The following is a 24,151-nucleotide window of genomic DNA, read 5'->3' as shown; positions in this document are numbered from 1 at the left end:
AACTCCATTATGACCAACAGAGCAATTAATTACCTGTTCAGAGGCGTATAATTAATACCCTTCATTAGTACCTATTTAAAACAATAAATACATACAAAGAATATTATAAAGCATAAATAAAATGTTATCCAAAAAACAAGACATTACATTGAACCATAATGTTATATTGAAATAATATTTAAAAATAATGTAATTCGATGTCTGTAATTTTATTAATAATTCCTCATGTCAATACTGTTTCCTTAAATACAATTAAAAAACGGAAAGGATTCCCTTTCCGTTTTTATGTGTAAAATCTTATTTTTCCTCTGCTACGAATGGTAGAAGAGCCATAGTACGAGCACGTTTGATTGCAATAGTCAATCTACGTTGGTACTTAGCGCTTGTTCCAGTTACACGACGTGGAAGAATTTTTCCACGCTCAGAGATAAACTTTTTAAGAAGATCTACATCTTTATAGTCGATGTGCGTAATGCCGTTTGCTGTGAAATAACAAACCTTACGGCGTTTTGCACGTCCGCCTCTGCGTCCGCCTGCCATATTATTCACTCCCTTTCATTATAATTATATACGTCCGTTCGAATTATCAATGTTAGAATGGAAGGTCATCATCCGAAATATCGATAGTTTGTCCATTACTACTGAATGGATCATCATCAATCTTCGTATAATTACTGTCCTTCCGTTGATTCTGGTTTTGGTTGCTATTTCCCTGGCCAAATGGATTGGTATCATGACCACCATATTGGCTTCCGCCGCTTTTTTCACCGGCAGATGAACCTTTAGGCTCTAGGAATTGTACGCTCTCTGCCAACACTTCTGTTACATAGACACGTTTTCCATCCTGACCTTCATAATTACGAGTTTGAATACGTCCATCAACTCCAGCAAGATTACCCTTTTTCAGATAATTAGCTGCATTTTCTGCCTGGCGTCGCCAAACAACACAGTTAATAAAATCTGTTTCCCGTTCACCTTGTTGGTTAGAAAATGGGCGATTCACTGCTAATGTGAAGGTTGAAACAGGAACACCATTCGGAGTATAGCGGAGATCAGGATCCTTCGTTAAACGACCTACCAAAATGACACGGTTTATCAACAGAATCAACTCCTAATATTAGAAAATTGTTCCACATGAAACAATTTATGTTCAATCAAAATTACTCTTCTTCTTTAACTACAATATGACGGATGATATCTTCGCTGATTTTAGCAAGACGGTCAAATTCTTGAACAGCCTCTGCAGTTTCAGCTTGGATTTTGTTGATCATGTAATATCCATCACGGAAATCATTGATTTCATAAGCAAGACGGCGTTTGCCCCATTCTTTTGTTTCAAGAACTTCAGCACCCTTGTCAGCTAAAATTGTGTTAAAACGCTCAACTAAAGCTTTTTTTCCATCTTCCTCAATGTTTGGACGGATGATATACATAACTTCGTATTTTGTCATCACTGTCACCTCCTTTTGGTCTAAACGGCCCTTATGGGCAAGGAGCAATTAATTACAATTACTCACAAGTTAAAAGTATAGCATACATATAAGAAGTTTGCAAATTGATAAAAAAGACCGATCATACTGACCGGTCCTCTTGTTTATACATTGAAACGGAAGTGAATAATGTCTCCGTCTTTTACTTCGTATTCTTTACCTTCTAATCTAACTTTACCCGCTTCTTTCGCAGCATTCATGGAACCAGCTGCCATCAGATCTTCATAAGAAACGATTTCTGCGCGAATAAATCCACGTTCAAAATCAGAGTGAATAATTCCAGCACACTGTGGCGCCTTCATCCCTTTACGGAAAGTCCAGGCACGTACTTCTTGAACACCTGCCGTGAAATATGTTGCCAAGCCCAACAATTGATAAGACGCTCGAATTAATTGATCCAACCCAGATTCTTCTATGCCTAGTTCTTCAAGGAACATCGCTTTTTCTTCGCCTTCAAGCTCTGCAATTTCCGATTCAATTTTGGCACAAATCACGATTACCTCAGCATTTTCCTTCGCTGCAAATTCACGAACCTGAGTCACGTAATCATTATCGGACGCATCTGCTACTTCATCTTCATCAACATTAGCAACATATAAAACTGGTTTAATCGTGAGAAGATGTAATCCTTTCACGATTTTGAGCTGTTCTTCCGTGAATTCAACTGCTCTGGCTGGTTTTTCAGCTTCAAATGCTTCTTTTAATAAGGAAAGAACTTCATACTCAACAACTGCTTCCTTATCTTTTTGTTTAGCTAATTTACCTACACGGTCAATTCTTTTCTCTACCGTTTCCATATCAGCGAGAATTAATTCGAGATTAATCGTTTCAATATCATCGATTGGATTAACCTTACCTGAAACGTGGGTAATATTTTCATCAGCAAAGCATCTTACTACATGGCAAATTGCATCTACCTGGCGAATATGGGAAAGGAATTTATTTCCTAAGCCTTCTCCTTTACTTGCCCCTTTTACAATTCCTGCGATATCGGTAAATTCAAAAGCAGTCGGTACTGTTTTCTTCGGTACTACAAGCTCTGTCAGCTTTTGCAATCTATGATCTGGTACCTCTACAATCCCTACATTAGGATCAATCGTACAAAATGGATAGTTAGCAGATTCTGCTCCAGCCTGTGTTATTGCATTAAAGAGAGTAGACTTCCCTACGTTAGGCAGACCTACTATTCCAGCTGTTAATGCCACATCATTCACTCCTTATGTGAAAACATATTAAATGTTATATAATCTATATGTGATAAACCTTTACCAATTATAGTGACAAGTCATCTAAAAGACAAGCCGCTATTATTTTTCAATTAGTATTTGAATTACACTTTATTATGATAGCATACAAGCTGTACATTAAGCTTTGAGATTATGCCTCGTGTTTCTGAAGTATCTTTTTCATCTTCCTAACAAAATCTTTACGGGGCAACATGACACTATGGTCACATCCTTCACATTTAATTCGGACGTCCATACCAAGTCTAATAATCTTCCAGCGGTTGATACCACATGGATGAGGCTTTTTCATTTCAACAACATCATTCAATCCAAAATCCTTATCATCCATAGTTTTTTAATCCTCCATTATTTAAACTTTTCCCTTTATATCCATGAATTATATCAGCATATGGCCAGACCTCCAATTAAAACCAACATCCAGAATAAACAGAAATCTACCTAGACTCCCGTTTCTCTAATTTCTTTCCTTTCATTTCATCATATAAGAATAACGTTTCACACTAAATTCGCTATAAAGAACCATTCACTATTATTACCTGGGTATATGAATTGAAACTAAATGTTTTTTTAATATAACTTATTCAAATCTACTAGGATCTAAATACCTATATAAATGAATAATGACAATGTTTCTTTATTCCTTATGCTTGGGTATACATATGATAAATCAATCTGTTTAAAAGAAACGTTAACCATTTTACTACATCTCAGCTTTGGAAGGAAAAAGTGTATATAAAAAGACAAGTATTTTCATCCTGATAACCGGATGGGAAGAATATAGGATTCGAAAGTCTGCAAAATATTCCAAAGTTCAGTGTATAAAATCCCTATATTTTCCGTATACTGATAGTACTTTTGCAGAGGAGTGGTAATTATGAACATGAGGCCTTCTTTTTTTGAACAACGCAATACAACAAATCGAATATCATATGAGGAAGAGAATGCCCACCATGTTATCTCTAGAGAATTACTCACAATCCTCCCTTCTCATAAAGTACGTCCTGTTGTCATTGTTTGTATCGGTACAGACCGTTCAACTGGTGATTCACTTGGTCCTTTAATTGGAACATTGTTAAGTGAGAAAACACTGCCCAATTTTTATATATATGGTACATTAGAGGATCCAATCCATGCTGTGAATTTACAAGAAAAACTTAATTATATTCATAGCATACATGAAAATCCATTTATTATTGGAATAGACGCTTGTCTTGGCAGAGTTAAAAGTGTTGGAATTATCCAGGTTGGTAAAGGCCCTGTAAAGCCTGGTGCCGGTGTAAATAAAGAATTGCCCAATGTGGGAGAAGCCCATATTACAGGAATCGTTAATGTTAGTGGATTTATGGAATACTTTGTGCTTCAAAATACTCGTTTAAATTTAGTCTTAAAAATGGCTAAAGCTATTACAAAAGGTATTTATTTAGCCGGTTTATCCTATAATCATGCCGCTTCCATAACTACAACATTTAATTGGAACTTCGAAGAAGAAAAGGTACATGACAATAATTTATAGAGAAAAATAAAAAACCATATAAATGGTTTTTTATTTTTCTAAAATTTCAAGGAGTCTCTCTAAATCCTCATTGGAGAAAAATTCTATTTCTATCTTCCCACGCTTATTATTCTGTTTAATATTAACTGTTGTACCGAAACGTTCTCTTAATTGATTTTCTCTTTCCTGAATAAATATATCCTTAGCAGGGACTTTTTTTGTTTCACGTGGAACACTTTCATTCAAACCTTGAATGATCCCCTCTAATTGCCTAACATTAAGATTTTCCTTAATTACTTTATCAGCCAGAGGTTTAATATCTTTTTTTGATTTCAGGCTTAACAATGCTCTTCCATGTCCCATTGATAATTTTCCTTGAGAAATATAATCCTGAATCAATGCAGGCAATGATAACAATCGAATATGATTGGCTATATGAGGTCGGCTTTTCCCCATTCTTTTCGCCAATTCTTCTTGAGTGATATCAAGGTTTCTCAATAATGACTGATAAGCAGCACCCTCCTCTACTGGATTTAAATCTTCTCTTTGAAGATTTTCCAATAAAGCAAGTTCCATCATTTGTCGATCATCAAATTCACGAACTACAGCAGGCACAGTTTTCATTTTTGCTTCTTTAGCAGCACGAAAGCGCCTTTCTCCAGCCACTATTTCATAGCCTTTAATACTGCTTTTCCGTACAATCAGAGGCTGTAAAATTCCATGTTGAAGAATTGAGTTCTTTAATTCTTCAATAGCTTCAGGCTGAAAAGATTTCCTTGGTTGATATGGATTTGGCCGCAAATTTTTAATCGCAATCTCTTGTACCACTTCTTCTTTGCTGACTTCCATGTTAGCAATAAGGGCATCAAGACCTTTCCCCAATCCCTTACCCATTTGCAACCACTTCCTTTGCCAAATCTAAATATACTTCCGCTCCACGTGACTTTGGATCATAAATAATAATCGGCTCACCATGGCTTGGTGCTTCACTTAAACGTACGGTACGTGGAATGATCGTTTTATATACTTTATCCTGAAAGTACTTCTTAACCTCATCTATGACTTGTATACCCAGGTTTGTCCGGGCATCAAGCATGGTTAATAATACTCCCTCTATTTTTAAATCATGGTTTAAATGTTTCTGGACTAATCTAACCGTATTAAGTAATTGACTGAGGCCTTCAAGGGCGTAGTATTCACATTGCACAGGTATAAGCACAGCATCAGATGCTGTAAGGGAATTTAGAGTTAATAAACCTAAAGATGGAGGGCAATCAATAATAATATAATCATACTCATTAACGACTGCTTCTAACGCTCTTTTCAAGCGTACTTCTCTGGATATGGTAGGAACCAATTCTATTTCAGCACCTGCAAGTTGAATAGTAGCCGGTATGACATCTAGGTTTTCAACTTTCGTTGCCTTAATAACATCAGCAACATCCACATCATCAATAAGTACATCATAAATGCATTGTTCAACATCAGCCTTCTCTATCCCTACTCCACTGGTCGCATTTCCTTGTGGATCAACATCGACTAGCAAAACTTTCTTTCCTATGTACGCCAAGCAGGCCCCCAAATTAACTGAGGTTGTTGTTTTACCAACTCCTCCTTTTTGGTTTGCAATAGATATTACTTTTCCCATGTTGTCACCTGCCTCACTTTACATTCAGACTTATAACGTTTCTATTTTAACATGTTTCTATTTTTCAAAGTTCATATATTTAAAATTATCACACAGAAAGTATCGATTTTTGTAAAAAGTTTTGATTATATAAAAAAAACTGGCAACCTATCGGATTGCCAAGTTATCAATTAATCAAACTATTATTTCCTCTTTTTTGGAATACGGATTGTAATTTGATAAAAATCATCAAACTCTGTTTCCTCTGAGTCTAAGTTAATTCCATTATCCTTAACCATGCTCATTGATTGACGGATAGTATTTACCGCTATGCGCATATCCTTACTGAATGCTTTTCGGATGGCACGAGGCTTTTTGTCTTCATCAGCTGAAAGCAGTTTGTTGACTCGTTCCTCTGTCTGCTTCACATTCAGTCCTTTATCAATAATTTCTTCGACAAGCTTCGCCTGTTTTTCAGGATCTTTTAATGGGATTAAGGAGCGTGCATGTCTTTCTGTGATTGCCTTTTGCATGACCGCATTCTGAACCACCTGCGGCAATTTAAGTAAACGGATTTTATTGGCAACCGTAGATTGTCCTATTCCAAGCCTGTTTGCAAGACCTTCCTGGGTCAATTGATGCAGTTCAATTAATTTACTGTATGCCACAGCTTCTTCAATAGGAGATAATTCCTCACGTTGAAGGTTCTCTATTAAAGCAACAGATGCTGTTTCAGTGTCTGAGAGATTATTAATAATGGCAGGAATTTTATCCCAACCCAATTTACTTATGGCTCGGTATCGACGTTCACCGGCAATTATTTCAAATTGTCCATCATGGATTTCTCTGACAACAATGGGTTGAATAATTCCATGCGTTTCTATAGTCAGAGCAAGTTCTTCAATTTTCTCATCATCAAAAATACTTCTTGGTTGAAAACGATTTGGTACAATTGAAGAAATAGGTAATTTATGGATTTCGTCATGGTTTATTTCTTCTTTTTCCGTCTCAATTTCCGATTCCCTGTCAACATTTTGTTCTTTATCTCCAAGTCCAAAAAAACGTGAAAAAGGATGTTTTGTCATCCCTACACCACCTTTAAAAAACTTCCAACTAGCTTAATCATTGGCAAAAATCATATTTAAATAAGTTCAGATTGTCTCATTTTTTGGTAATAACTATCTTTATTATACCGTTTTTTAGAATATCCGTCTCAATAAAGTTTACTCTAATGGCTGCTTATTTGGTGTTCCCGGTTTTCGTGGATATTTTTTTGGCGTTTCTTTTACTTTATCTATTAAGATAATATGACGTTTGCTGTCTTCCTTTGGCAGTTGGAAATAAAAGTCCTGATCCATTTTACCACCTAAAATTGTCAACGCCTTTTTCCCTGCCAATACTTCATCATCAGCACCGGCACCTTTTAAAGCGATAAATTTGCCTCCTTTTTTTACTAATGGAAGGCATAACTCGCTTAAAACCGATAATCTGGCAACTGCTCTAGCCGTAACATAATCATATTGTTCCCGGTGTGCTGCTAATTTACCAAATGTTTCTGCACGATCATGATATAAATTGACATCCTGTAAACCCAGCTCATCTGTTAAGGTTTTTAAAAAGGTAATCCGCTTATTTAAAGAATCTACAATAGACAATTTTATTGATGGAAAGCAAATCTTTAGTGGTATACTGGGAAACCCTGCTCCCGCTCCAACATCACATAAAGAAAGATCCTGATTAAAATCAATAAAGAAAGATGGTGAGATGGAATCATAGAAATGTTTCAAATAAACCTCTTCTTTATCCGTAATAGCTGTCAGATTTACTTTTTCATTCCATTCTACCAAAAGCTTAAAATACGTTTCGAATTGGTCAAGCTGAGATGGAGAAAGAACAATTCCCTTCTCCTCTAATGCATGTTTAAATTCTGATATGTTCATTTATTTACCTCTTAATTTTGGGGTATTTTTGCAATTTTCCCTTGTTCAATATAAACGAGCAAGATAGAAATATCAGCTGGGTTAACACCTGATATACGTGAAGCTTGGGCCATAGATAATGGACGAACCTGTTTTAATTTCTGACGTGCTTCAGAAGCAAGCCCTGTAATAGCGTCATAATCAATTAAATCAGGGATTCTTTTGTTTTCCATTTTCTTCAGCTTTTCTACTTGCTGAATCGACTTTTCAATATAACCCTCATATTTAACCTGTATTTCCACCTGCTCTGCTACATCCTCAGGAACTTCACTCTCTGCAGGAATTAATTGACTGATATGTTTGTACGATAATTCTGTCCTTCTAAGCAGGTCATTGCCGCGAATGCCATCCTTTAGTTCACTGCTTCCCCATTCTCTTAAATAAGATTGGGTAGTTTCATTTGGTTTAATGATGGTAGCAGCCAGCCTTTCGATTTCATTCTGAATAGCTTGCTTTTTAGTCAAGAAGCGTTCATAACGGTCCTCACTGATCAATCCAATGCGATGGCCTATTTCTGTTAATCTCAGGTCTGCATTATCATGTCTCAGCAATAAACGATATTCAGCACGGGATGTAAGCAATCTATAAGGCTCATTCGTTCCCTTCGTAACCAGGTCATCAATCAGAACCCCAATATAGGCATCCGAACGGCTCAGAATAATCTCCTCTTCATTCAGAGCTCTGCGGCCTGCATTGATCCCAGCCATTAGCCCCTGTCCAGCAGCTTCTTCATAACCTGATGTACCATTAATTTGGCCAGCAGTATATAAATTTTTAATATTTTTTGTTTCTAATGTCGGCCAGAGCTGTGTTGGTACGATAGCATCATACTCAATTGCATAGCCAGCCCGCATCATCTGTACATTTTCGAGCCCCGGTATGGTTGCCAGGATTTCCTTTTGAACATCTTCCGGCAAACTTGTTGAAAGCCCTTGTACATATACTTCATTCGTGTCTCTGCCTTCCGGTTCAAGGAAGATTTGATGGCGTGGCTTATCATTAAAACGAACTACTTTATCTTCTATTGATGGACAGTAACGCGGTCCAGTACCCTTAATCATTCCAGAATACATAGGAGAGCGATGTAAATTATTATCGATAATCGTATGTGTTCCTTCATTTGTGTATGTCAGCCAACATGGCAACTGATCCGTAATATAGGTCGTTGTCTCATAGGAAAATGCCCTTGGTACATCGTCCCCAGGTTGTATTTCAGTTTTATTGTAATCAATTGTATCACCGTTCACTCTTGGCGGTGTACCTGTTTTAAAACGGACTAAATCTAATCCAAGCTCTTCAAGGTGTTCAGATAGCTTGATGGATGGTTGTTGATTATTTGGACCGCTGGAGTATTTTAATTCTCCTAAAATAATTTCTCCGCGTAAAAAAGTCCCTGTTGTAATAACAACTGCTTTTGAATGATAGATAGCCCCTGTCTGTGTAATAACGCCCTTACATTCCCCATCCTCAATAAGTAAGCGATCAACCATCCCTTGCATGAGGGTTAGATTCTTTTCATTTTCGAGCGTTTTTTTCATTTCGTTCTGATAGGCGAATTTATCTGCCTGTGCTCTTAACGCACGCACAGCCGGACCCTTACCTGTATTGAGCATTCTCATTTGAATATGGGTCTTATCAATATTTTTACCCATTTCTCCACCAAGAGCATCAATCTCTCTGACTACGATCCCTTTTGCAGGACCACCAACTGATGGATTACAGGGCATAAATGCAACCATATCCAAATTAATTGTTAATACAAGTGTTTTAGCCCCTTGTCTGGCAGCAGCAAGACCTGCTTCACTCCCCGCATGACCTGCTCCTATTACTATTACATCATATTCACCAGCATGATATGCCATTGTTTTACCTCCTTATTTCCCAAGACAAAACTGCGAAAACAACTGATTGATTAAACTCTCATGGACACTTTCTCCAATAACTTCCCCTAATAGTTCCCATGACTTTGTTAAATCGATTTGAACCAGATCAATTGGTACACCGGCATTAATGCCATCCAGTGCATCATCAATTGCCTGTTTTGCTTTATTCAAAAGGGCTATATGACGTGAATTAGATACATATGTCGCATCGCCGGAATTTAAATTTCCCTCAAAGAAAAGTCCAGAAATAGCTTCCTCTAAGTCATCTACACCTTTATCCTCTTTTAGCGATGTTAAAATAATCGAATAGTTCTTTGCAACAGCTTTAACTTTATCAATTTCAAGCTTTCCAGGAAGATCTGTTTTGTTAATAAGCACAATGACATCCATCCCATTGACAGCTTCAAACAAACGTTGGTCTTCTTCTGTAAATTCTTCTGCATGATTTAGCACAAGAAGTATTAAATCTGCTTTCTTTAATACCTCTCTGGAACGTTCCACTCCGATACGCTCTACTATATCTTCTGTTTCACGTATTCCGGCAGTATCCACCAAACGAAGCGGTACTCCCCTTACATTAACATATTCTTCAATGACATCCCTTGTGGTTCCTGGAATATCTGTAACAATTGCTTTATTTTCCTGTACCAAACTATTTAATAAGGAAGACTTTCCTACGTTAGGTCTGCCGACAATTACGGTTGAAATACCTTCTCTTAAAATTTTCCCCTGATGACTGGTTTGTAGTAATTTTTCAATTTCCCCACTGACATATTCACAGCGTTCCTTAAATAAGTGGTGAGTCATTTCCTCCACATCATCATATTCAGGGTAATCTATATTAACCTCCACCTGAGCTAGTGTTTCAAGGATATCCTGGCGCAATTTCTTTATCAATCTTGACAGTTTACCTTCAACTTGCCCTAAAGCTACATTCATCGCTTTATCTGTCTTCGCTCTGATTAAATCCATTACAGCTTCCGCTTGAGACAAATCAATTCTTCCATTTAAAAACGCCCGTTTTGTAAACTCTCCAGGCTCGGCTAAAGTAGCTCCCTGTCTTAAGATAAGCTGAAGTACTCTATTCACGGAAACTAAACCGCCATGGCAATTAATTTCGACGATATCTTCACGAGTAAATGTATTTGGAGCTTTTAAAACGGTCACCATTACTTCTTCTATAATGGTATTCGTTTTAGGATCTATGATATTTCCATAGTGTATCGTATGACTTGGCACATCAGTCAATCTCTTCCCTTTAGGGCTCCGATAAACAGAGTCTGCGATACTTATTGCCTCATCTCCGCTTATACGAACAATTCCGATTGCTCCCTCTCCCATCGGAGTTGATATCGCAGCAATTGTATCAAAATCCATGACCTATACTCCTTTCATAACAAAATTAAAAATCTATAATAATCGACACATACCATTTGTACCCGCCGCTCTTATCCACAACCACTAAAATGCAGTACGTATAATTTTAACTTATCCACATGTGAATAACAAGAATCTAAGCACAATCTTCCTTTTAGATATAAATTATTCAGCTAAATTGTGAACTCTGTTCTTATATTTTTTTCACCTTATATCTACTTTGCCCTAATACACTCGTTTAGATATCAGAAAGTCCAGTTCTTTTAATTATTAAAAGCCGATAAATTCAATCAATTATAACTGGAAGCATTCAAAAAAAAATCTCCGAAATCATTCGGAGATTTTGTTCACGCTATTTATTTGGCGAAATCACGATATGACGATGTGGTTCAGTACCAGCAGAGTACGTTTTGACTTTTTTATTATTCATCAGCGCCGTATGAATCACTTTTCTTTCAAATGATGGCATGGGCTCCAATGAAACTTCTTTTTTTGTATAGATAGCTTTATTAGCCATTTTTTCCGAAAGATTAACTAAAGCTTCATTTCTTCGGCTCCGGTAATCCTCTGCATCGAGCATGATCGTTAGATATTGGGTAGAGTTCTTATTTACTACAAGCTGAGTCAGGTATTGAAGGGAATTTAATGTTTGTCCCCTTTTTCCAATCAGCATGGCTATTTTCTCACCAGATAACTCAAATGTAACAACTTTGCCTTCTTGCTTATGATGAACATGTACCTCTGCACCCATTTTTTCTGCTACATTCTCGATGAATTGTTTTGCTTCTGCTAACGGATCATGCTTTACAGTCACCTTCACGATAGCCGGTCTTGAGCCAAACAGGCCTAAAAAACCTTTTTTCCCTTCATCTACAACTTGGATTTCAGTCTTTTCCTTCGTTGTATTTAATTCCTTAAGAGCAGATTCAACAGCTTCATTAACTGTTTGGGCTGTAGCGGTTACTTGTTTCACTTTTTCTTACCTCCGGCTTTTACATTTGATTTATCGGCTTTTGCTTGCTTTAAATCAGGCCCTTTAATGAAGTAAGTTTGGGCAATCGAGAAAATATTACCAACAACCCAGTATAAAGATAGTGCTGCCGGGAAGTTAATTGCGAACACAATAATCATAATCGGCATAATATATAGCATCATTTGCATAGTTGGATTATCATCCTGTCCAACCATGGATATTTTTTGTTGAATAAAGGTTGTTGCACCTGCAATTAGCGGAAGGATAAAGTATGGATCCTTGTCGCCTAAATCAAACCATAGGAAACTATGATTAGCAATTTCAGTTGTTCTCATAATTGCGTGATAGAACGCAATCAAAATCGGCATTTGAACAAAAATCGGCAAACATCCTGCCAATGGGTTTACCCCATGTTTTTGGAACAAAGCCATTGTTTCCTGCTGCAGTTTTTGTTGAGTTTCAGCATCCTTAGAGCTGTATTTCTCTTTCAATCTATTCATTTCCGGTTGAATAGCCTGCATCGCTTTTGTACTTTTAATTTGTTTAATCATCAATGGTAAAATCAATAATCTAACCAAAATTGTGACCAGAATAATCGATATTCCATATTTATTACCTAATAACTCAGCCATTTTGATTATCAGCCAGGAAAGCGGATAAACAAAGTATTGATTCCAGATACCAGTACTTTCTGAATCTATTGGTTGATTGACTTCACTACATCCTGATAGAACAGCAATGAGAAAAACAACCGAACCAAAGAGAAGCATATGTTTCTTCTTCAAGCCTTATTTCCTCCTAACTACTTAAGAGGCATTAATACCTCTTATATGCCAATGAATGTATTTTAACATCTTTTAGATGTCTACGCCTAAATGTTTTAGGCTTTTTTATAACAGAAAACCTACACTACATTTTTCTCAAGACGCCAGCACGCTTTAATACATGGATTAGACTCGCTTTCGATTCATGGAAGTCCATTTCTGAGGTCGGTTTTCTTGCAACAATGATGTAATCATTCCCCTTCATGATTCGATCATCAAGCTCTAAAAAGGATTGCCTTACATAACGTTTAACACGGTTCCGTGTCACTGCATTGCCAATTTTCTTACTCACTGAAAGACCCAGACGAAAGTTTGTCTGTTCCTTCTTTAATACGTAAATAACAAATTGCCTGTTCGCAAAAGATTTACCTTTTTTAAATACTTCCTGGAAATCCTGATTCTTTTTAATCCTGCGCTCTTTGTTCATATATCCACCTGCACCTAACACATACGTTCAACTTTTAAATGGGTTTCGATTTATTTCTAATCCCATTATATTTCCATTGTACATCATTAACAAATTTACGCATTATTAAAACGCCAATCTGTATATAACTTTGATCTATTTCTCATCTTAATCATTAAAAAACGCTATAAGCTTAAAAAAAGACCACTGAAATGGTCAGTGGTCTAGGCAGATAATACTTTTCTTCCTTTACGACGACGAGCTGCAAGAACACGACGTCCGTTTTTTGTGCTCATGCGGGCACGGAACCCATGAACTTTGCTGTGTTTACGTTTATTTGGTTGGTACGTTCTTTTCATATTAGTACACCTCCCTGAGGATTACAGTTAAAGACAGTCTTTACAATTATATAGATGGTGATACGTAATTGTCAACTTATACTTTCAAACATTAAAAACTACCTTCTGATTTACAAATAAATAAATTTATATGGATCGCTTAAATTTCATTTTTAAAATTTACCTTGTTCTCTATGGATAGGTTGTGGATAATTAAATTATCACTATTTAACAATCCACACCCCTTTTCGACAGGTTTTGCACAAACCCACTTCTTGTGGAAAACTTTCATCCCCATTCACTGAGTCTTGTGGATAAATAACAAAAAACGTTGCAACTCAAGCAAATTTTTGATATCATATTTTTTGTTTTCATTCTTAATAACTTATCCACATAAATAATTATCCACAGATTGTTAATAAGTTGTGGATAGGATTTTACACAGGAGCGTATAACTTTGTCCACAGGAAGTGGATATTGTCGAAAACCTATATTCCCCATAATGTTCCTTATACATTGTTTTTTATATTTATACATTTCCTATTTATATTGTTTTAATTCAAGTTTATTGTGGTTTGGCTGTCTTTGAAGGAGGATTGACGAGTGAAAAATATAGATGAGCTATGGAAGCACTCATTATCAATATTAGAAAAGAAAATAAGCAAGCCAAGCTTTGAAACCTGGCTGAAGTCTACAAAAGCTTATTCTTTAAAAAAGGATACACTCACAGTAATTGCGCCAAACGAGTTTGCCCGAGATTGGCTAGAGGAACGTTACTCAGATGTAATAGGTGAGGTTTTATACGAAACTACAGGCGAACAATTGGAAGTTAAATTCATTATTCCTCACAACCAAAGGGAAGAAGAATATGATTTACCAGCACCGGCCAAAAGGGTTAGAAAATCAGATGACGATCAGCATGAGATACCTCAAACCTTATTAATACCAAAGTATACTTTTGATACTTTCGTTATTGGTTCCGGCAACCGTTTTGCCCATGCAGCATCCTTGGCTGTAGCGGAAGCTCCGGCTAAAGCCTATAATCCTCTATTTATTTATGGGGGAGTTGGACTTGGTAAAACACATTTAATGCATGCTATCGGCCATTATGTATTGGAGCACAACCCATCAGCTAAAGTGGTTTATTTGTCATCCGAGAAATTTACAAATGAATTTATTAATTCAATCCGAGATAACCGTGCTGAAGATTTCCGTAATAAATACCGGAATGTCGATGTACTGCTAATTGATGATATTCAATTTTTAGCTGGAAAAGAATCGACTCAGGAGGAATTTTTCCATACGTTTAATGCACTCCACGAGGAAAGTAAGCAAATCGTTATCTCAAGTGATCGTCCTCCGAAAGAGATTCCGACTCTTGAAGATCGGTTGCGGTCTCGTTTTGAATGGGGTCTGATTACTGATATTACACCACCAGATCTCGAAACAAGGATTGCGATCCTGCGGAAGAAAGCAAAAGCTGAACGACTGGATATTTCGAATGAAGTTATGATTTATATAGCCAACCAAATCGATTCCAACATTCGTGAGCTCGAAGGAGCCCTAATAAGAGTGGTAGCCTATTCTTCCTTAATAAATAAGGATATTAACGCAGACTTAGCTGCCGAAGCTCTAAAGGATATCATTCCGAATTCGAAACCAAAAATTATCGCTATATCGGATATTCAGAGGACAGTTGGAGAATACTTTAATGTAAAATTAGATGATTTTAAAGCTAAAAAACGGACAAAATCAGTTGCCTTCCCTAGGCAGATTGCTATGTATTTGTCCAGAGAGCTTACGGACTCTTCATTGCCCAAAATAGGTGAAGAATTTGGAGGACGTGACCATACAACTGTTATACATGCACATGAAAAAATATCTAAGCTTTTACAAATCGATTCTCAGCTACAGGATCATATTAAGGAAATTACTTTAAAACTTAACAATCACTGATCAACGAAGCAGTTACTAACTGTTGATAATCAATTAAGTTGCTATCAAGATTACTCACAGTCTGTCCACATGTGGATAGACTGTTTTTCGGTCAAATAGTTGAGTTATCCACATTTCCACAGGCCCTACTATTACTTCTTCTTTTATTTTTATAAATAAATTAATAAATATGTATCTAAAATCAATCATCATACTGGGAGGATTACTTATGAAAATTACGATTCAGCGCGACCGTCTGGTCCAAAGTGTTACTGATGTTCTTAAAGCGGTATCAACCCGTACAACGATACCAATTCTTACTGGAATAAAAATTAAAGCAAATGAAGAAGGGGTCACTTTAACAGGAAGTGATTCTGATATCTCTATTGAATCATTCATTCCAGCAGAAGAAGAAGGCAATGAACTAGTTGAAATTAAAGAGTCTGGATCAATCGTTTTACCGGCTCGTTTCTTTGCTGAAATCGTAAAAAAACTTCCAGAGAGCACAGTTGATTTGGAAGTATATGCACACCTGCAAACAATTATTCGTTCAGGAAAAGCTGAATATAAACTAAACGGACTAAATGCTGAAGATTATCCACAGCTTCCTCAAATGGAAGAACAGCATATGTATTCTATGCCAATCGATTTATTAAAAAATATTATCCGTCAAACTATTTTCGCAGTGTCCACCTCAGAAACACGCCCTGTGTTGACAGGTGTAAACTGGCGCATAGAAGATGGGCAATTAATCTGTATTGCAACAGATAGCCATCGTTTGGCTATGAGAAAAACGGTGATTAATGGGAATGGTGATAGCTACAGTGTAGTCGTCCCTGGAAAGAGCTTAAGTGAATTAAGTAAAATCCTCGATGACACGGATGAAGAAATAAAAATTATATTTACAGAAAATCAGGTACTGTTTAAATCAAAAAATTTATTATTCTTCTCCAGATTATTAGAGGGTAATTATCCAGACACTTCTCGATTAATACCGAATGAAAGCAAAACAGATGTTAGAATAAATACAAAGGAACTTCTTCATGCCATTGATCGTGCTTCTTTATTAGCGAGAGAAAGCAGAAATAATGTTGTTAAGCTTTCTACAATGGGAAATTCCTATATTGAAATTTCCTCTCATACACCAGAGGTTGGTACAGTAACTGAGGAAATTGTTACTCAAACGATTGAGGGAGAGGAATTAAAAATATCCTTTAGTGCGAAATATATGATGGATGCCCTAAAAGCCTTGAATGTAACAGAAGTGACTATTAATTTTACTGGAGCGATGAGACCATTTGTTCTTAAAGGTGTAGATGACGATAGTATGCTGCAGTTAATACTGCCTGTTAGAACATATTGATTTAAAAATTTTTGAGAACCTGTTTTTGGATATGCATCGAAACAGGTTCTTTTTGTGCAAAACCAAATTTTTTAGTAAAATAAACTTTTAGAGACTTTTACAGGTGGGATTATTATGATGGAATCAATACGTATTCAAACCGAGTATATTACCCTCGGGCAATTTTTAAAATTAGCGAGTATTATCGACTCTGGCGGGAACGCAAAATGGTTTCTTTCAGAATATGAGGTATACGTGAATGGTGAACTGGATGTTCGCAGAGGCAGAAAGCTCCGGGTTGGAGACCGTATTGAAATCCCGGATGTCGGTTCCTATATTATTACGGATTAAAGTAAAGGATCTAAAGATATGTATCTTGAAAAGATTAGTCTTCAACATTATAGAAACTATGAAAGTCTGACCGCCGAATTTGAAAATAAGGTGAATGTTATACTGGGCGAAAATGCTCAAGGAAAAACAAATGTGATGGAAGCTATGTATGTACTGGCCATGGCTAAATCTCACCGCACCTCCAATGATAAAGATCTTATTCGATGGGACCAGGAATATGCTAAAATAGAGGGAAGAGTACTGAAAAACAGAGGACCTCTTCCTATGGAATTGATTATTTCCAAAAAAGGCAAAAAAGCTAAAAGTAATCATTTGGAGCAAAAGCGTTTGAGCCAGTATATCGGCAATATGAATGTGATTATGTTTGCTCCGGAGGACTTAAACCTGGTGAAGGGCAGCCCTTTAATCAGAAGACGCTTTATAGATATGGAAATAGGACAAGTATCGCCTGTTTATTTACATGATATAAACCAATACCAAAAGATTCTCAATCAACGTAATGCGTTTTTGAGGCAAGCACAGCTGAGCAAAAGAGCTGACGATGCTATGCTTGCGGTTCTAAATGACCAATTCATTCATTATGCTGCAAGAATTCTTTTAAAGAGGTTTGAGTTTCTTGAATTGCTTAAGAATTGGGCAAAACCTATCCATAAAGGCATTTCTAGAGGTCTAGAAACGCTGGATATTCAATATAAACCATCCATAGAGGTATCAGAATCTATGGACTTGTCGAAAATAGTAGAAAGATTTCAGGAAAAATTTGATAAAATAAGTACTAGAGAAAAAGAACGAGGCACAACATTAATTGGTCCACATAGAGATGACCTGCAATTCTTCGTCAATGGTCATGATGTGCAAACGTTTGGGTCGCAAGGCCAGCAAAGAACAACAGCCTTATCTTTAAAATTAGCTGAAATTGAGCTGATTCATTCAGAAATCAATGAATATCCAATTCTTTTGCTTGATGATGTTCTATCTGAATTGGATGATTACAGACAATCGCATTTGTTGAATACCATTCAAGGTAAGGTACAAACCTTTGTAACGACTACAAGTGTAGACGGAATCGATCATCAAACATTGAGAGAAGCTGCAACCTTTCAAGTGAAAAGCGGAACAATGTCCAGATTGAAATGAGGTGGTTAAGATGTATCTTCATGTCGGAAATGATACTGTAATTAAGACTAGTGAACTAGTTACGGCACTTGATGCCAAAATGCTAACAGATTCACCTGTATTACAGAGATTTTTAGATGAAAATAAAGTTATTGATCTGGCTGAAGGTAATACAAAATCAATTGTGGTTACAGTTCATCACATCTATCTCTCACCAATTGGACTAACTGCTTTGAAAAGAAAATCAGCAAAGATGTCTACGTTGTAACACAATCGATAAGATACGAAATAAATGCATGAAAAGTGTAGGTGAAATGGTTTGACAATGGAGCAAAAAGAAATACAAAAAGAATCCTATGATGAAAACCAGATACAAATACTTGAAGGGCTAGAGGCAGTACGTAAAAGGCCTGGTATGTATATTGGTTCCACAAGTTCCAGAGGGCTTCACCATTTAGTCTGGGAAATTGTTGATAACAGTATTGATGAAGCACTGGCAGGATATTGTGATGAAATCAATGTATTCATCAATAAAGACAATAGTATTACGGTTAAGGATAATGGTCGTGGTATTCCTGTTGGTATACACGAAAAAGTAGGCCGTCCTGCAGTAGAAGTCATTATGACAACTTTACATGCCGGTGGTAAATTTGGCGGTGGAGGCTACAAAGTCTCCGGCGGTCTTCATGGTGTGGGTGCTTCAGTTGTTAATGCCCTGTCTACTGAATTGTCTGTCCAAGTAGAACGTGAAGGGAAAATTCATCTTCAACGTTTTGAAAGAGGTACACCAAAAGGCGAGCTTGAGATTTTAGGCGAATCCGATCGTACTGGTACAACTATTACATTTAAACCTGATGGTGAAATTTTTACGGAAACTCTTATATATGAATATGAGATTTTGGCGGTAAGGTTAAGGGAATTAGCCTTCTTAAACCGTGGTATTAAAATCACGATTAAGGATGAACGTGAAGATGGTAAAGAAAATGAATATTACTATGAAGGCGGCATTAAATCCTATGTAGAACATCTAAATCGTACGAGAGAGGTACTTCACGAAGAACCAATCTATGTCGAGGGTGCTAAAGATGGGATTTCTGTTGAGGTTGCTTTGCAATACAATGATAGTTTTACAAGTAATATTTATTCATTTGCTAATAATATCCATACCTATGAAGGTGGAGCACACGAATCTGGATTTAAAACAGCCTTAACTCGTGTAATAAATGATTATGCAAGGAAATACGGCATTTTCAAGGAAAATGACCAAAATTTAACCGGTGAAGATGTTCGCGAAGGCCTAACTGCGATTGTATCGATCAAACACCCTGATCCGCAGTTCGAAGGACAAACGAAAACTAAACTTGGTAACTCTGAGGCAAGAACGATTACTGACTCCATTTTCTCTGAAAAAATGGAGAAATTCATGCTTGAAAATCCTAGTGTCGCAAGAAAAATTATCGATAAAGGATTAATGGCTGCCAGAGCGAGAGCAGCAGCCAAAAAGGCTAGAGAGCTAACAAGAAGAAAGAGTGCATTGGAGATTTCCAACTTACCAGGGAAATTGGCTGACTGTTCTTCAAAAGATCCATCCATTAGCGAAATTTACATCGTTGAGGGTGATTCTGCTGGCGGATCGGCAAAATCTGGCCGTGATCGACACTTCCAGGCCATTTTGCCTTTACGCGGTAAAATACTAAACGTGGAAAAAGCGCGTCTGGATAGAATTCTTGGCAATCAAGAGATCAGAATGATTGTAACAGCTCTGGGAACTGGTATTGGTGAGGATTTTGATATTACGAAGGCACGATATCATAAAGTTGTCATCATGACTGATGCCGATGTCGACGGTGCCCATATCAGAACCTTATTGTTGACGTTCTTCTATCGTTATATGCGACCGATTATTGAAAATGGTTATATCTATATTGCTCAGCCACCGTTATACAAAATACAGCAAGGCAAGCGTATAATGTATGCTTATAATGATCGAGAGCTGGAAAGTATTATGAGTGAGCTCCCTAGCCAGCCAAAACCTGGTCTACAGCGTTATAAAGGTTTGGGTGAAATGAATGCAACACAGTTATGGGATACAACGATGGATCCGGAGCACAGAACATTGTTGCAGGTTAGTCTAGAAGATGCAATCGATGCAGATGAAACCTTTGAAATGCTTATGGGCGACAAAGTCGAACCGCGTCGGAATTTCATTGAAGAAAATGCGTTACAAGTTAAGAATCTAGATATATAAATTCGATTGATTTTTAAGTATGACTTCAATGGGATTGTTATTGAATTGGGGAATAGCGATCCATACATCTTTTCTGCAGGATAGACAACATCTATCCTGTCTTTTTACATGTATAACTGGATTTTGCGGATAAGAGGAGGTAATTCCATGGCGGAAATGGAAAACTCGAGGGTTAAAGAAATAAATATAAGTCAGGAAATGCGAACATCATTCTTGGATTATGCTATGAGTGTTATCGTAGCCAGAGCACTTCCGGATGTTCGTGATGGGTTGAAGCCTGTGCATAGGCGTGTATTGTACGCTATGAATGATTTAGGTATGACGTCGGATAAAGCATTTAAGAAATCGGCACGTATCGTTGGTGAAGTTATCGGTAAATACCATCCTCATGGTGATACGGCAGTCTACGACACGATGGTCCGTATGGCTCAGGATTTCAACCTTAGATATATGCTGGTTGAGGGGCATGGTAACTTTGGATCTGTTGATGGTGATTCAGCTGCGGCAATGCGTTATACAGAAGCCCGTATGTCAAAAATATCAATGGAGTTAGTTAGAGACTTAAACAAGGATACAATCGATTACCGAGACAACTACGATGGTTCAGAAAAGGAACCAGTGGTACTTCCATCACGTTTTCCTAACCTGCTTGTAAATGGCTCTTCTGGAATTGCGGTTGGTATGGCTACGAATATTCCTCCACATCAGTTAGGAGAGGTCATTGATGGTGTGCTTGCTTTAAGTAAAGACCCTGAGATCTCCATACAGGAATTGATGGAAATTATTCCGGGTCCGGACTTTCCAACTGCAGGTCAAATTTTAGGAAGAAGCGGTATTCGTAAAGCTTATGAAACTGGTCGTGGTTCCATCACGTTAAGGGCAAGATCGTTTATTGAAGAGAAACAAAACGGTAAACAGGTCATTATTGTAACGGAACTTCCATACCAAGTGAACAAAGCCAAACTGGTTGAACGTATTGCAGACTTGGTACGTGACAAGAAAATTGAAGGTATTACAGATTTACGGGATGAGTCAGACCGTAATGGTATGCGTATCGTAATTGAATTAAGAAGAGACACGAATGCAAACGTACTTTTAAATAATTTATATAAGCATACAGCAATGCAAACAACCTTTGGCATCAACATGCTCTCTCTTGTTGATGACCAGCCGAAGGTTCTGAATCTGAAACAAATGCTTTATTACTATTTGGAACATCAGAAGGTAATTATTCGCAGAAGAACGCAATTTGAACTTCGTAAAGCAGAAGCAAGAGCGCATATTTTAGAAGGACTACGAATTGCACTTGATCATATTGATGAAATTATAGCCTTAATCCGTGGCTCTCAAACTACTGATATTGCCAGAGAAGGATTAATGACTAAATTCGAATTGACTGAAAAGCAAGCTCAGGCGATCTTGGATATGCGTCTGCAAAGGTTAACAGGTTTAGAACGAGATAAAATCGAAAACGAATATAAAGAGCTTATGACATTGATTGGCGAGTTAAGAGCCATTCTTGCTGATGAAGAAAAGTTGCTTGACTTAATTCGTGAAGAGTTAACTGAAATTAAAGAACGGTTTAATGACGAAAGAAGAACAGAAATTGTCTTGGCCGGTCTGGAACATATTGAGGATGAAGACTTAATCCCTCAAGAGAATATCGTTATCTCTTTAACGAATAAAGGGTATATCAAGCGACTGCCAGCATCCACATACAGAAGTCAGCGTCGTGGAGGACGAGGTATTCAGGGAATGGGTACCAATGAAGATGACTTTGTTGAGCATCTGCTAACAACTTCAACGCATGATACAATTCTCTTCTTTACTAATAAAGGGAAAGTATATCGTTCGAAGGGGTATGAAATACCTGAATATGGACGGACAGCTAAAGGTCTGCCAATTATAAACTTACTTGAAATTGAAAAAGATGAGTGGATTAATGCAATTATCCCAGTTGAAGAATTTGTGGACGATTGGTTCTTATTCTTTACTACTAAACAAGGGATTTCTAAACGTTCCCCATTATCTTCTTTTGCCAATATTAGAAATAACGGATTGATTGCAGTTGGTTTGCGTGATAACGATGAATTGATTTCCGTTAAACTAACAGATGGCACCCGGAACATCATCATTGGAACAAAAGATGGTCAATTGATCCGATTCCCAGAAACTGATGTGCGTTCAATGGGACGTACAGCAACGGGTGTGAAAGGAATCACTTTAAGCGAGAATGATGAAGTAGTAGGTATGGATATACTCGAAGAAAATGATGATATATTAATCGTTACTCGCAATGGGTATGGAAAACGTACCGGAGAAGAAGAATATAGAATTCAAAGTCGTGGCGGTAAAGGAATTAAAACCTGCAATATAACCGATAAAACTGGTTCATTAGTATCTGTAAAAACTGTTACAGGTGAAGAAGATTTAATGGTTATTACTGCTGCGGGTGTTATTATTCGTATGGATGTTGGACAGATCTCCCGTTTAGGAAGAAATACAATGGGTGTTAAATTGATCAGACTTGAATCAGGTGATGATCAATATGTGTCTACAGTAGCTAAGGTACAAAAAGAAGAAGACTCTCCTGAGGATGACGAGCAGGAAGAAACAGTAGAACAAACAGAAATACAATCAGAAGAACAAACAGAACAAGGCACGGATGTTGAACCACTGGATTCACCTGAAGAAGAATAATAGGAGATAATACATTTGGTATATACAAAATAGCTTTTACTAACAACACCTCTTTTTAAAAGAGGTGTTGTTTTTATAAATGATTGTTTAAAGAAATTGGTTTGAGGTCGTATCATATTATGCTGTTTATATGGAGTTGATACATGCTAATAACAGCATTCATCTGTAGATTGGAGATGATAAGAGAGGCAGAGTTAAAACCTTTAAGCTAATACGATTAGTTGATTATATTTGTTTTATAGTTTTTTATAAAAAAGTGTTGCATTCCTGCCTGGGAATTGATATACTGATTTAGCTGACCGGGAAACACCGGGATGCACAAACATTAAATAAAAAAAGTTGTTGACAAAAGGTTGCTAACTTGATATGATAGTTAAGTCGCCAAAACGACAACAAAACAGATTGTTCTTTGAAAACTAAACAAAACGAAACGCCAAGCAAGTCTAAAAACAAGAGATTTTTAAAATCTCGTCAATTTGCTTTAAAATTTAGCTAGATCAAACATCTTTCGGAGAGTTTGATCCTGGCTCAGGACGAACGCTGGCGGCGTGCCTAATACATGCAAGTCGAGCGAATCTGAGGGAGCTTGCTCCCAACGATTAGCGGCGGACGGGTGAGTAACACGTGGGCAACCTGCCCCTAAGATTGGGATAACTCCGGGAAACCGGTGCTAATACCGAATAGTTTCCAACACCTCATGGTGTTGGAAGGAAAGTTGGCTTCGGCTAACACTTAGGGATGGGCCCGCGGCGCATTAGCTAGTTGGTGAGGTAACGGCTCACCAAGGCAACGATGCGTAGCCGACCTGAGAGGGTGATCGGCC

At 37.2% G+C, this 24,151-nt stretch carries 23 protein-coding genes and 1 rRNA gene; 9 read left to right on the top strand and 15 right to left on the bottom strand.

Annotated features, from left to right (window positions below):
- Positions 1 to 297: 297 nt before the first annotated feature.
- From rpsR to FHY47_RS09440, 5 genes are all read right to left on the bottom strand, one after another.
- Positions 298 to 540, bottom strand: coding sequence for a 30S ribosomal protein S18 (rpsR, locus tag FHY47_RS09460; protein ID WP_066109691.1), 243 nt, complete (start codon positions 538 to 540; stop codon positions 298 to 300).
- Between the two features lie 52 nt (positions 541 to 592).
- Positions 593 to 1,099 (bottom strand): single-stranded DNA-binding protein, encoded by a 507-nt coding sequence (gene ssb, locus FHY47_RS09455; RefSeq protein ID WP_066109692.1) that lies wholly within the window; start codon positions 1,097 to 1,099, stop codon positions 593 to 595.
- 61 nt (positions 1,100 to 1,160) lie between these two features.
- Positions 1,161 to 1,454: a 30S ribosomal protein S6 gene (gene rpsF / locus FHY47_RS09450; protein WP_302621348.1), complete on the bottom strand. Its 294-nt coding sequence runs from the start codon at positions 1,452 to 1,454 to the stop codon at positions 1,161 to 1,163.
- 140 nt (positions 1,455 to 1,594) lie between these two features.
- Positions 1,595 to 2,695: a redox-regulated ATPase YchF gene (ychF, locus tag FHY47_RS09445; RefSeq protein WP_066109696.1), complete on the bottom strand. Its 1,101-nt coding sequence runs from the start codon at positions 2,693 to 2,695 to the stop codon at positions 1,595 to 1,597.
- 172 nt (positions 2,696 to 2,867) lie between these two features.
- The gene (locus tag FHY47_RS09440; protein ID WP_066109702.1) at positions 2,868 to 3,065 is read right to left on the bottom strand and encodes a DUF951 domain-containing protein; all 198 of its coding nucleotides are present in this window, start codon (positions 3,063 to 3,065) and stop codon (positions 2,868 to 2,870) included.
- 546 nt (positions 3,066 to 3,611) lie between these two features.
- Here FHY47_RS09440 and yyaC point away from each other — a divergent pair.
- The gene (gene yyaC, locus FHY47_RS09435) at positions 3,612 to 4,250 is read left to right on the top strand and encodes a spore protease YyaC (protein ID WP_066109705.1); all 639 of its coding nucleotides are present in this window, start codon (positions 3,612 to 3,614) and stop codon (positions 4,248 to 4,250) included.
- Between the two features lie 30 nt (positions 4,251 to 4,280).
- On the opposite strand, the gene FHY47_RS09430 is transcribed toward yyaC, so the two are convergent.
- The 10 genes from FHY47_RS09430 to rpmH form a co-directional block, all read right to left on the bottom strand.
- Complete coding sequence (locus FHY47_RS09430) at positions 4,281 to 5,123, bottom strand: ParB/RepB/Spo0J family partition protein (RefSeq protein ID WP_066109707.1); 843 nt, start codon at positions 5,121 to 5,123, stop codon at positions 4,281 to 4,283.
- Positions 5,116 to 5,877 (bottom strand): ParA family protein, encoded by a 762-nt coding sequence (locus tag FHY47_RS09425; protein WP_066109709.1) that lies wholly within the window; start codon positions 5,875 to 5,877, stop codon positions 5,116 to 5,118. Before FHY47_RS09425 ends, FHY47_RS09430 begins: the two co-directional genes overlap by 8 nt.
- Before the next feature lie 182 nt (positions 5,878 to 6,059).
- The gene (gene noc, locus FHY47_RS09420) at positions 6,060 to 6,941 is read right to left on the bottom strand and encodes a nucleoid occlusion protein (protein ID WP_066109711.1); all 882 of its coding nucleotides are present in this window, start codon (positions 6,939 to 6,941) and stop codon (positions 6,060 to 6,062) included.
- Between the two features lie 138 nt (positions 6,942 to 7,079).
- Positions 7,080 to 7,796: a 16S rRNA (guanine(527)-N(7))-methyltransferase RsmG gene (gene rsmG, locus FHY47_RS09415; RefSeq protein WP_066109714.1), complete on the bottom strand. Its 717-nt coding sequence runs from the start codon at positions 7,794 to 7,796 to the stop codon at positions 7,080 to 7,082.
- Positions 7,797 to 7,807: 11 nt separating this feature from the next.
- Positions 7,808 to 9,697 (bottom strand): tRNA uridine-5-carboxymethylaminomethyl(34) synthesis enzyme MnmG, encoded by a 1,890-nt coding sequence (gene mnmG, locus FHY47_RS09410; protein WP_066109717.1) that lies wholly within the window; start codon positions 9,695 to 9,697, stop codon positions 7,808 to 7,810.
- 12 nt (positions 9,698 to 9,709) lie between these two features.
- Entirely contained in the window at positions 9,710 to 11,095 is a 1,386-nt protein-coding gene (mnmE, locus tag FHY47_RS09405) for a tRNA uridine-5-carboxymethylaminomethyl(34) synthesis GTPase MnmE (protein WP_066109720.1), read from the bottom strand.
- A gap of 352 nt (positions 11,096 to 11,447) precedes the next feature.
- Positions 11,448 to 12,068, bottom strand: a complete 621-nt coding sequence (gene jag, locus FHY47_RS09400) for an RNA-binding cell elongation regulator Jag/EloR (protein ID WP_066109723.1) — start codon at positions 12,066 to 12,068, stop codon at positions 11,448 to 11,450.
- A complete protein-coding gene (spoIIIJ, locus tag FHY47_RS09395; RefSeq protein WP_066109790.1) occupies positions 12,065 to 12,838 on the bottom strand; it encodes a YidC family membrane integrase SpoIIIJ in 774 nt (257 codons plus the stop codon). Before spoIIIJ ends, jag begins: the two co-directional genes overlap by 4 nt.
- 139 nt (positions 12,839 to 12,977) lie before the next feature.
- Complete coding sequence (rnpA, locus tag FHY47_RS09390) at positions 12,978 to 13,319, bottom strand: ribonuclease P protein component (protein WP_066109724.1); 342 nt, start codon at positions 13,317 to 13,319, stop codon at positions 12,978 to 12,980.
- Positions 13,320 to 13,522: 203 nt separating this feature from the next.
- Complete coding sequence (gene rpmH / locus FHY47_RS09385) at positions 13,523 to 13,657, bottom strand: 50S ribosomal protein L34 (RefSeq protein WP_066109727.1); 135 nt, start codon at positions 13,655 to 13,657, stop codon at positions 13,523 to 13,525.
- Positions 13,658 to 14,239: 582 nt separating this feature from the next.
- Here rpmH and dnaA point away from each other — a divergent pair.
- The 8 genes from dnaA to FHY47_RS09345 all read left to right on the top strand — a co-directional run.
- A complete protein-coding gene (gene dnaA, locus FHY47_RS09380; RefSeq protein ID WP_066109730.1) occupies positions 14,240 to 15,592 on the top strand; it encodes a chromosomal replication initiator protein DnaA in 1,353 nt (450 codons plus the stop codon).
- 208 nt (positions 15,593 to 15,800) lie between these two features.
- On the top strand, positions 15,801 to 16,934 hold the full coding sequence (dnaN, locus tag FHY47_RS09375) for a DNA polymerase III subunit beta (protein ID WP_066109733.1): 1,134 nt from the start codon (positions 15,801 to 15,803) through the stop codon (positions 16,932 to 16,934).
- A gap of 114 nt (positions 16,935 to 17,048) precedes the next feature.
- Positions 17,049 to 17,264, top strand: a complete 216-nt coding sequence (gene yaaA / locus FHY47_RS09370) for a S4 domain-containing protein YaaA (RefSeq protein ID WP_066109738.1) — start codon at positions 17,049 to 17,051, stop codon at positions 17,262 to 17,264.
- An 18-nt stretch (positions 17,265 to 17,282) separates the two neighbouring features.
- The gene (gene recF, locus FHY47_RS09365) at positions 17,283 to 18,401 is read left to right on the top strand and encodes a DNA replication/repair protein RecF (protein WP_066109741.1); all 1,119 of its coding nucleotides are present in this window, start codon (positions 17,283 to 17,285) and stop codon (positions 18,399 to 18,401) included.
- A gap of 10 nt (positions 18,402 to 18,411) precedes the next feature.
- The gene (gene remB, locus FHY47_RS09360) at positions 18,412 to 18,648 is read left to right on the top strand and encodes an extracellular matrix regulator RemB (RefSeq protein ID WP_066109744.1); all 237 of its coding nucleotides are present in this window, start codon (positions 18,412 to 18,414) and stop codon (positions 18,646 to 18,648) included.
- 57 nt (positions 18,649 to 18,705) lie between these two features.
- Entirely contained in the window at positions 18,706 to 20,628 is a 1,923-nt protein-coding gene (gene gyrB / locus FHY47_RS09355; RefSeq protein ID WP_066109747.1) for a DNA topoisomerase (ATP-hydrolyzing) subunit B, read from the top strand.
- A 147-nt stretch (positions 20,629 to 20,775) separates the two neighbouring features.
- On the top strand, positions 20,776 to 23,328 hold the full coding sequence (gene gyrA, locus FHY47_RS09350) for a DNA gyrase subunit A (protein ID WP_066109750.1): 2,553 nt from the start codon (positions 20,776 to 20,778) through the stop codon (positions 23,326 to 23,328).
- A 505-nt stretch (positions 23,329 to 23,833) separates the two neighbouring features.
- Positions 23,834 to 24,151, top strand: a 16S ribosomal RNA gene (locus tag FHY47_RS09345); the annotation flags it as partial.

It is taken from the genome of Bacillus sp. E214 (assembly GCF_008087365.1).
Taxonomy (GTDB): domain Bacteria; phylum Bacillota; class Bacilli; order Bacillales; family Pradoshiaceae; genus Pradoshia.
Note: the sequence above shows the minus strand (reverse complement) of the source record. Positions and strands in the feature narration are given on the sequence as shown.

Excerpts from the sequence above, each read along its gene's own strand:
- spoIIIJ (WP_066109790.1), bottom strand. The coding sequence starts at position 12,838 with ATGCTTCTCTTTGGTTCGGTTGTTTTTCTCATTGCTGTTCTATCAGGA.
- gyrB (WP_066109747.1), top strand. The coding sequence starts at position 18,706 with ATGGAGCAAAAAGAAATACAAAAAGAATCCTATGATGAAAACCAGATA.
- remB (WP_066109744.1), top strand. The coding sequence starts at position 18,412 with ATGTATCTTCATGTCGGAAATGATACTGTAATTAAGACTAGTGAACTA.
- rpsR (WP_066109691.1), bottom strand. The coding sequence starts at position 540 with ATGGCAGGCGGACGCAGAGGCGGACGTGCAAAACGCCGTAAGGTTTGT.
- mnmE (WP_066109720.1), bottom strand. The coding sequence starts at position 11,095 with ATGGATTTTGATACAATTGCTGCGATATCAACTCCGATGGGAGAGGGA.
- recF (WP_066109741.1), top strand. The coding sequence starts at position 17,283 with ATGTATCTTGAAAAGATTAGTCTTCAACATTATAGAAACTATGAAAGT.
- noc (WP_066109711.1), bottom strand. The coding sequence starts at position 6,941 with ATGACAAAACATCCTTTTTCACGTTTTTTTGGACTTGGAGATAAAGAA.
- dnaN (WP_066109733.1), top strand. The coding sequence starts at position 15,801 with ATGAAAATTACGATTCAGCGCGACCGTCTGGTCCAAAGTGTTACTGAT.
- gyrA (WP_066109750.1), top strand. The coding sequence starts at position 20,776 with ATGGCGGAAATGGAAAACTCGAGGGTTAAAGAAATAAATATAAGTCAG.
- FHY47_RS09430 (WP_066109707.1), bottom strand. The coding sequence starts at position 5,123 with ATGGGTAAGGGATTGGGGAAAGGTCTTGATGCCCTTATTGCTAACATG.
- mnmG (WP_066109717.1), bottom strand. The coding sequence starts at position 9,697 with ATGGCATATCATGCTGGTGAATATGATGTAATAGTAATAGGAGCAGGT.
- rnpA (WP_066109724.1), bottom strand. The coding sequence starts at position 13,319 with ATGAACAAAGAGCGCAGGATTAAAAAGAATCAGGATTTCCAGGAAGTA.
- rpmH (WP_066109727.1), bottom strand. The coding sequence starts at position 13,657 with ATGAAAAGAACGTACCAACCAAATAAACGTAAACACAGCAAAGTTCAT.
- yaaA (WP_066109738.1), top strand. The coding sequence starts at position 17,049 with ATGATGGAATCAATACGTATTCAAACCGAGTATATTACCCTCGGGCAA.
- FHY47_RS09440 (WP_066109702.1), bottom strand. The coding sequence starts at position 3,065 with ATGGATGATAAGGATTTTGGATTGAATGATGTTGTTGAAATGAAAAAG.
- FHY47_RS09425 (WP_066109709.1), bottom strand. The coding sequence starts at position 5,877 with ATGGGAAAAGTAATATCTATTGCAAACCAAAAAGGAGGAGTTGGTAAA.
- rsmG (WP_066109714.1), bottom strand. The coding sequence starts at position 7,796 with ATGAACATATCAGAATTTAAACATGCATTAGAGGAGAAGGGAATTGTT.
- yyaC (WP_066109705.1), top strand. The coding sequence starts at position 3,612 with ATGAACATGAGGCCTTCTTTTTTTGAACAACGCAATACAACAAATCGA.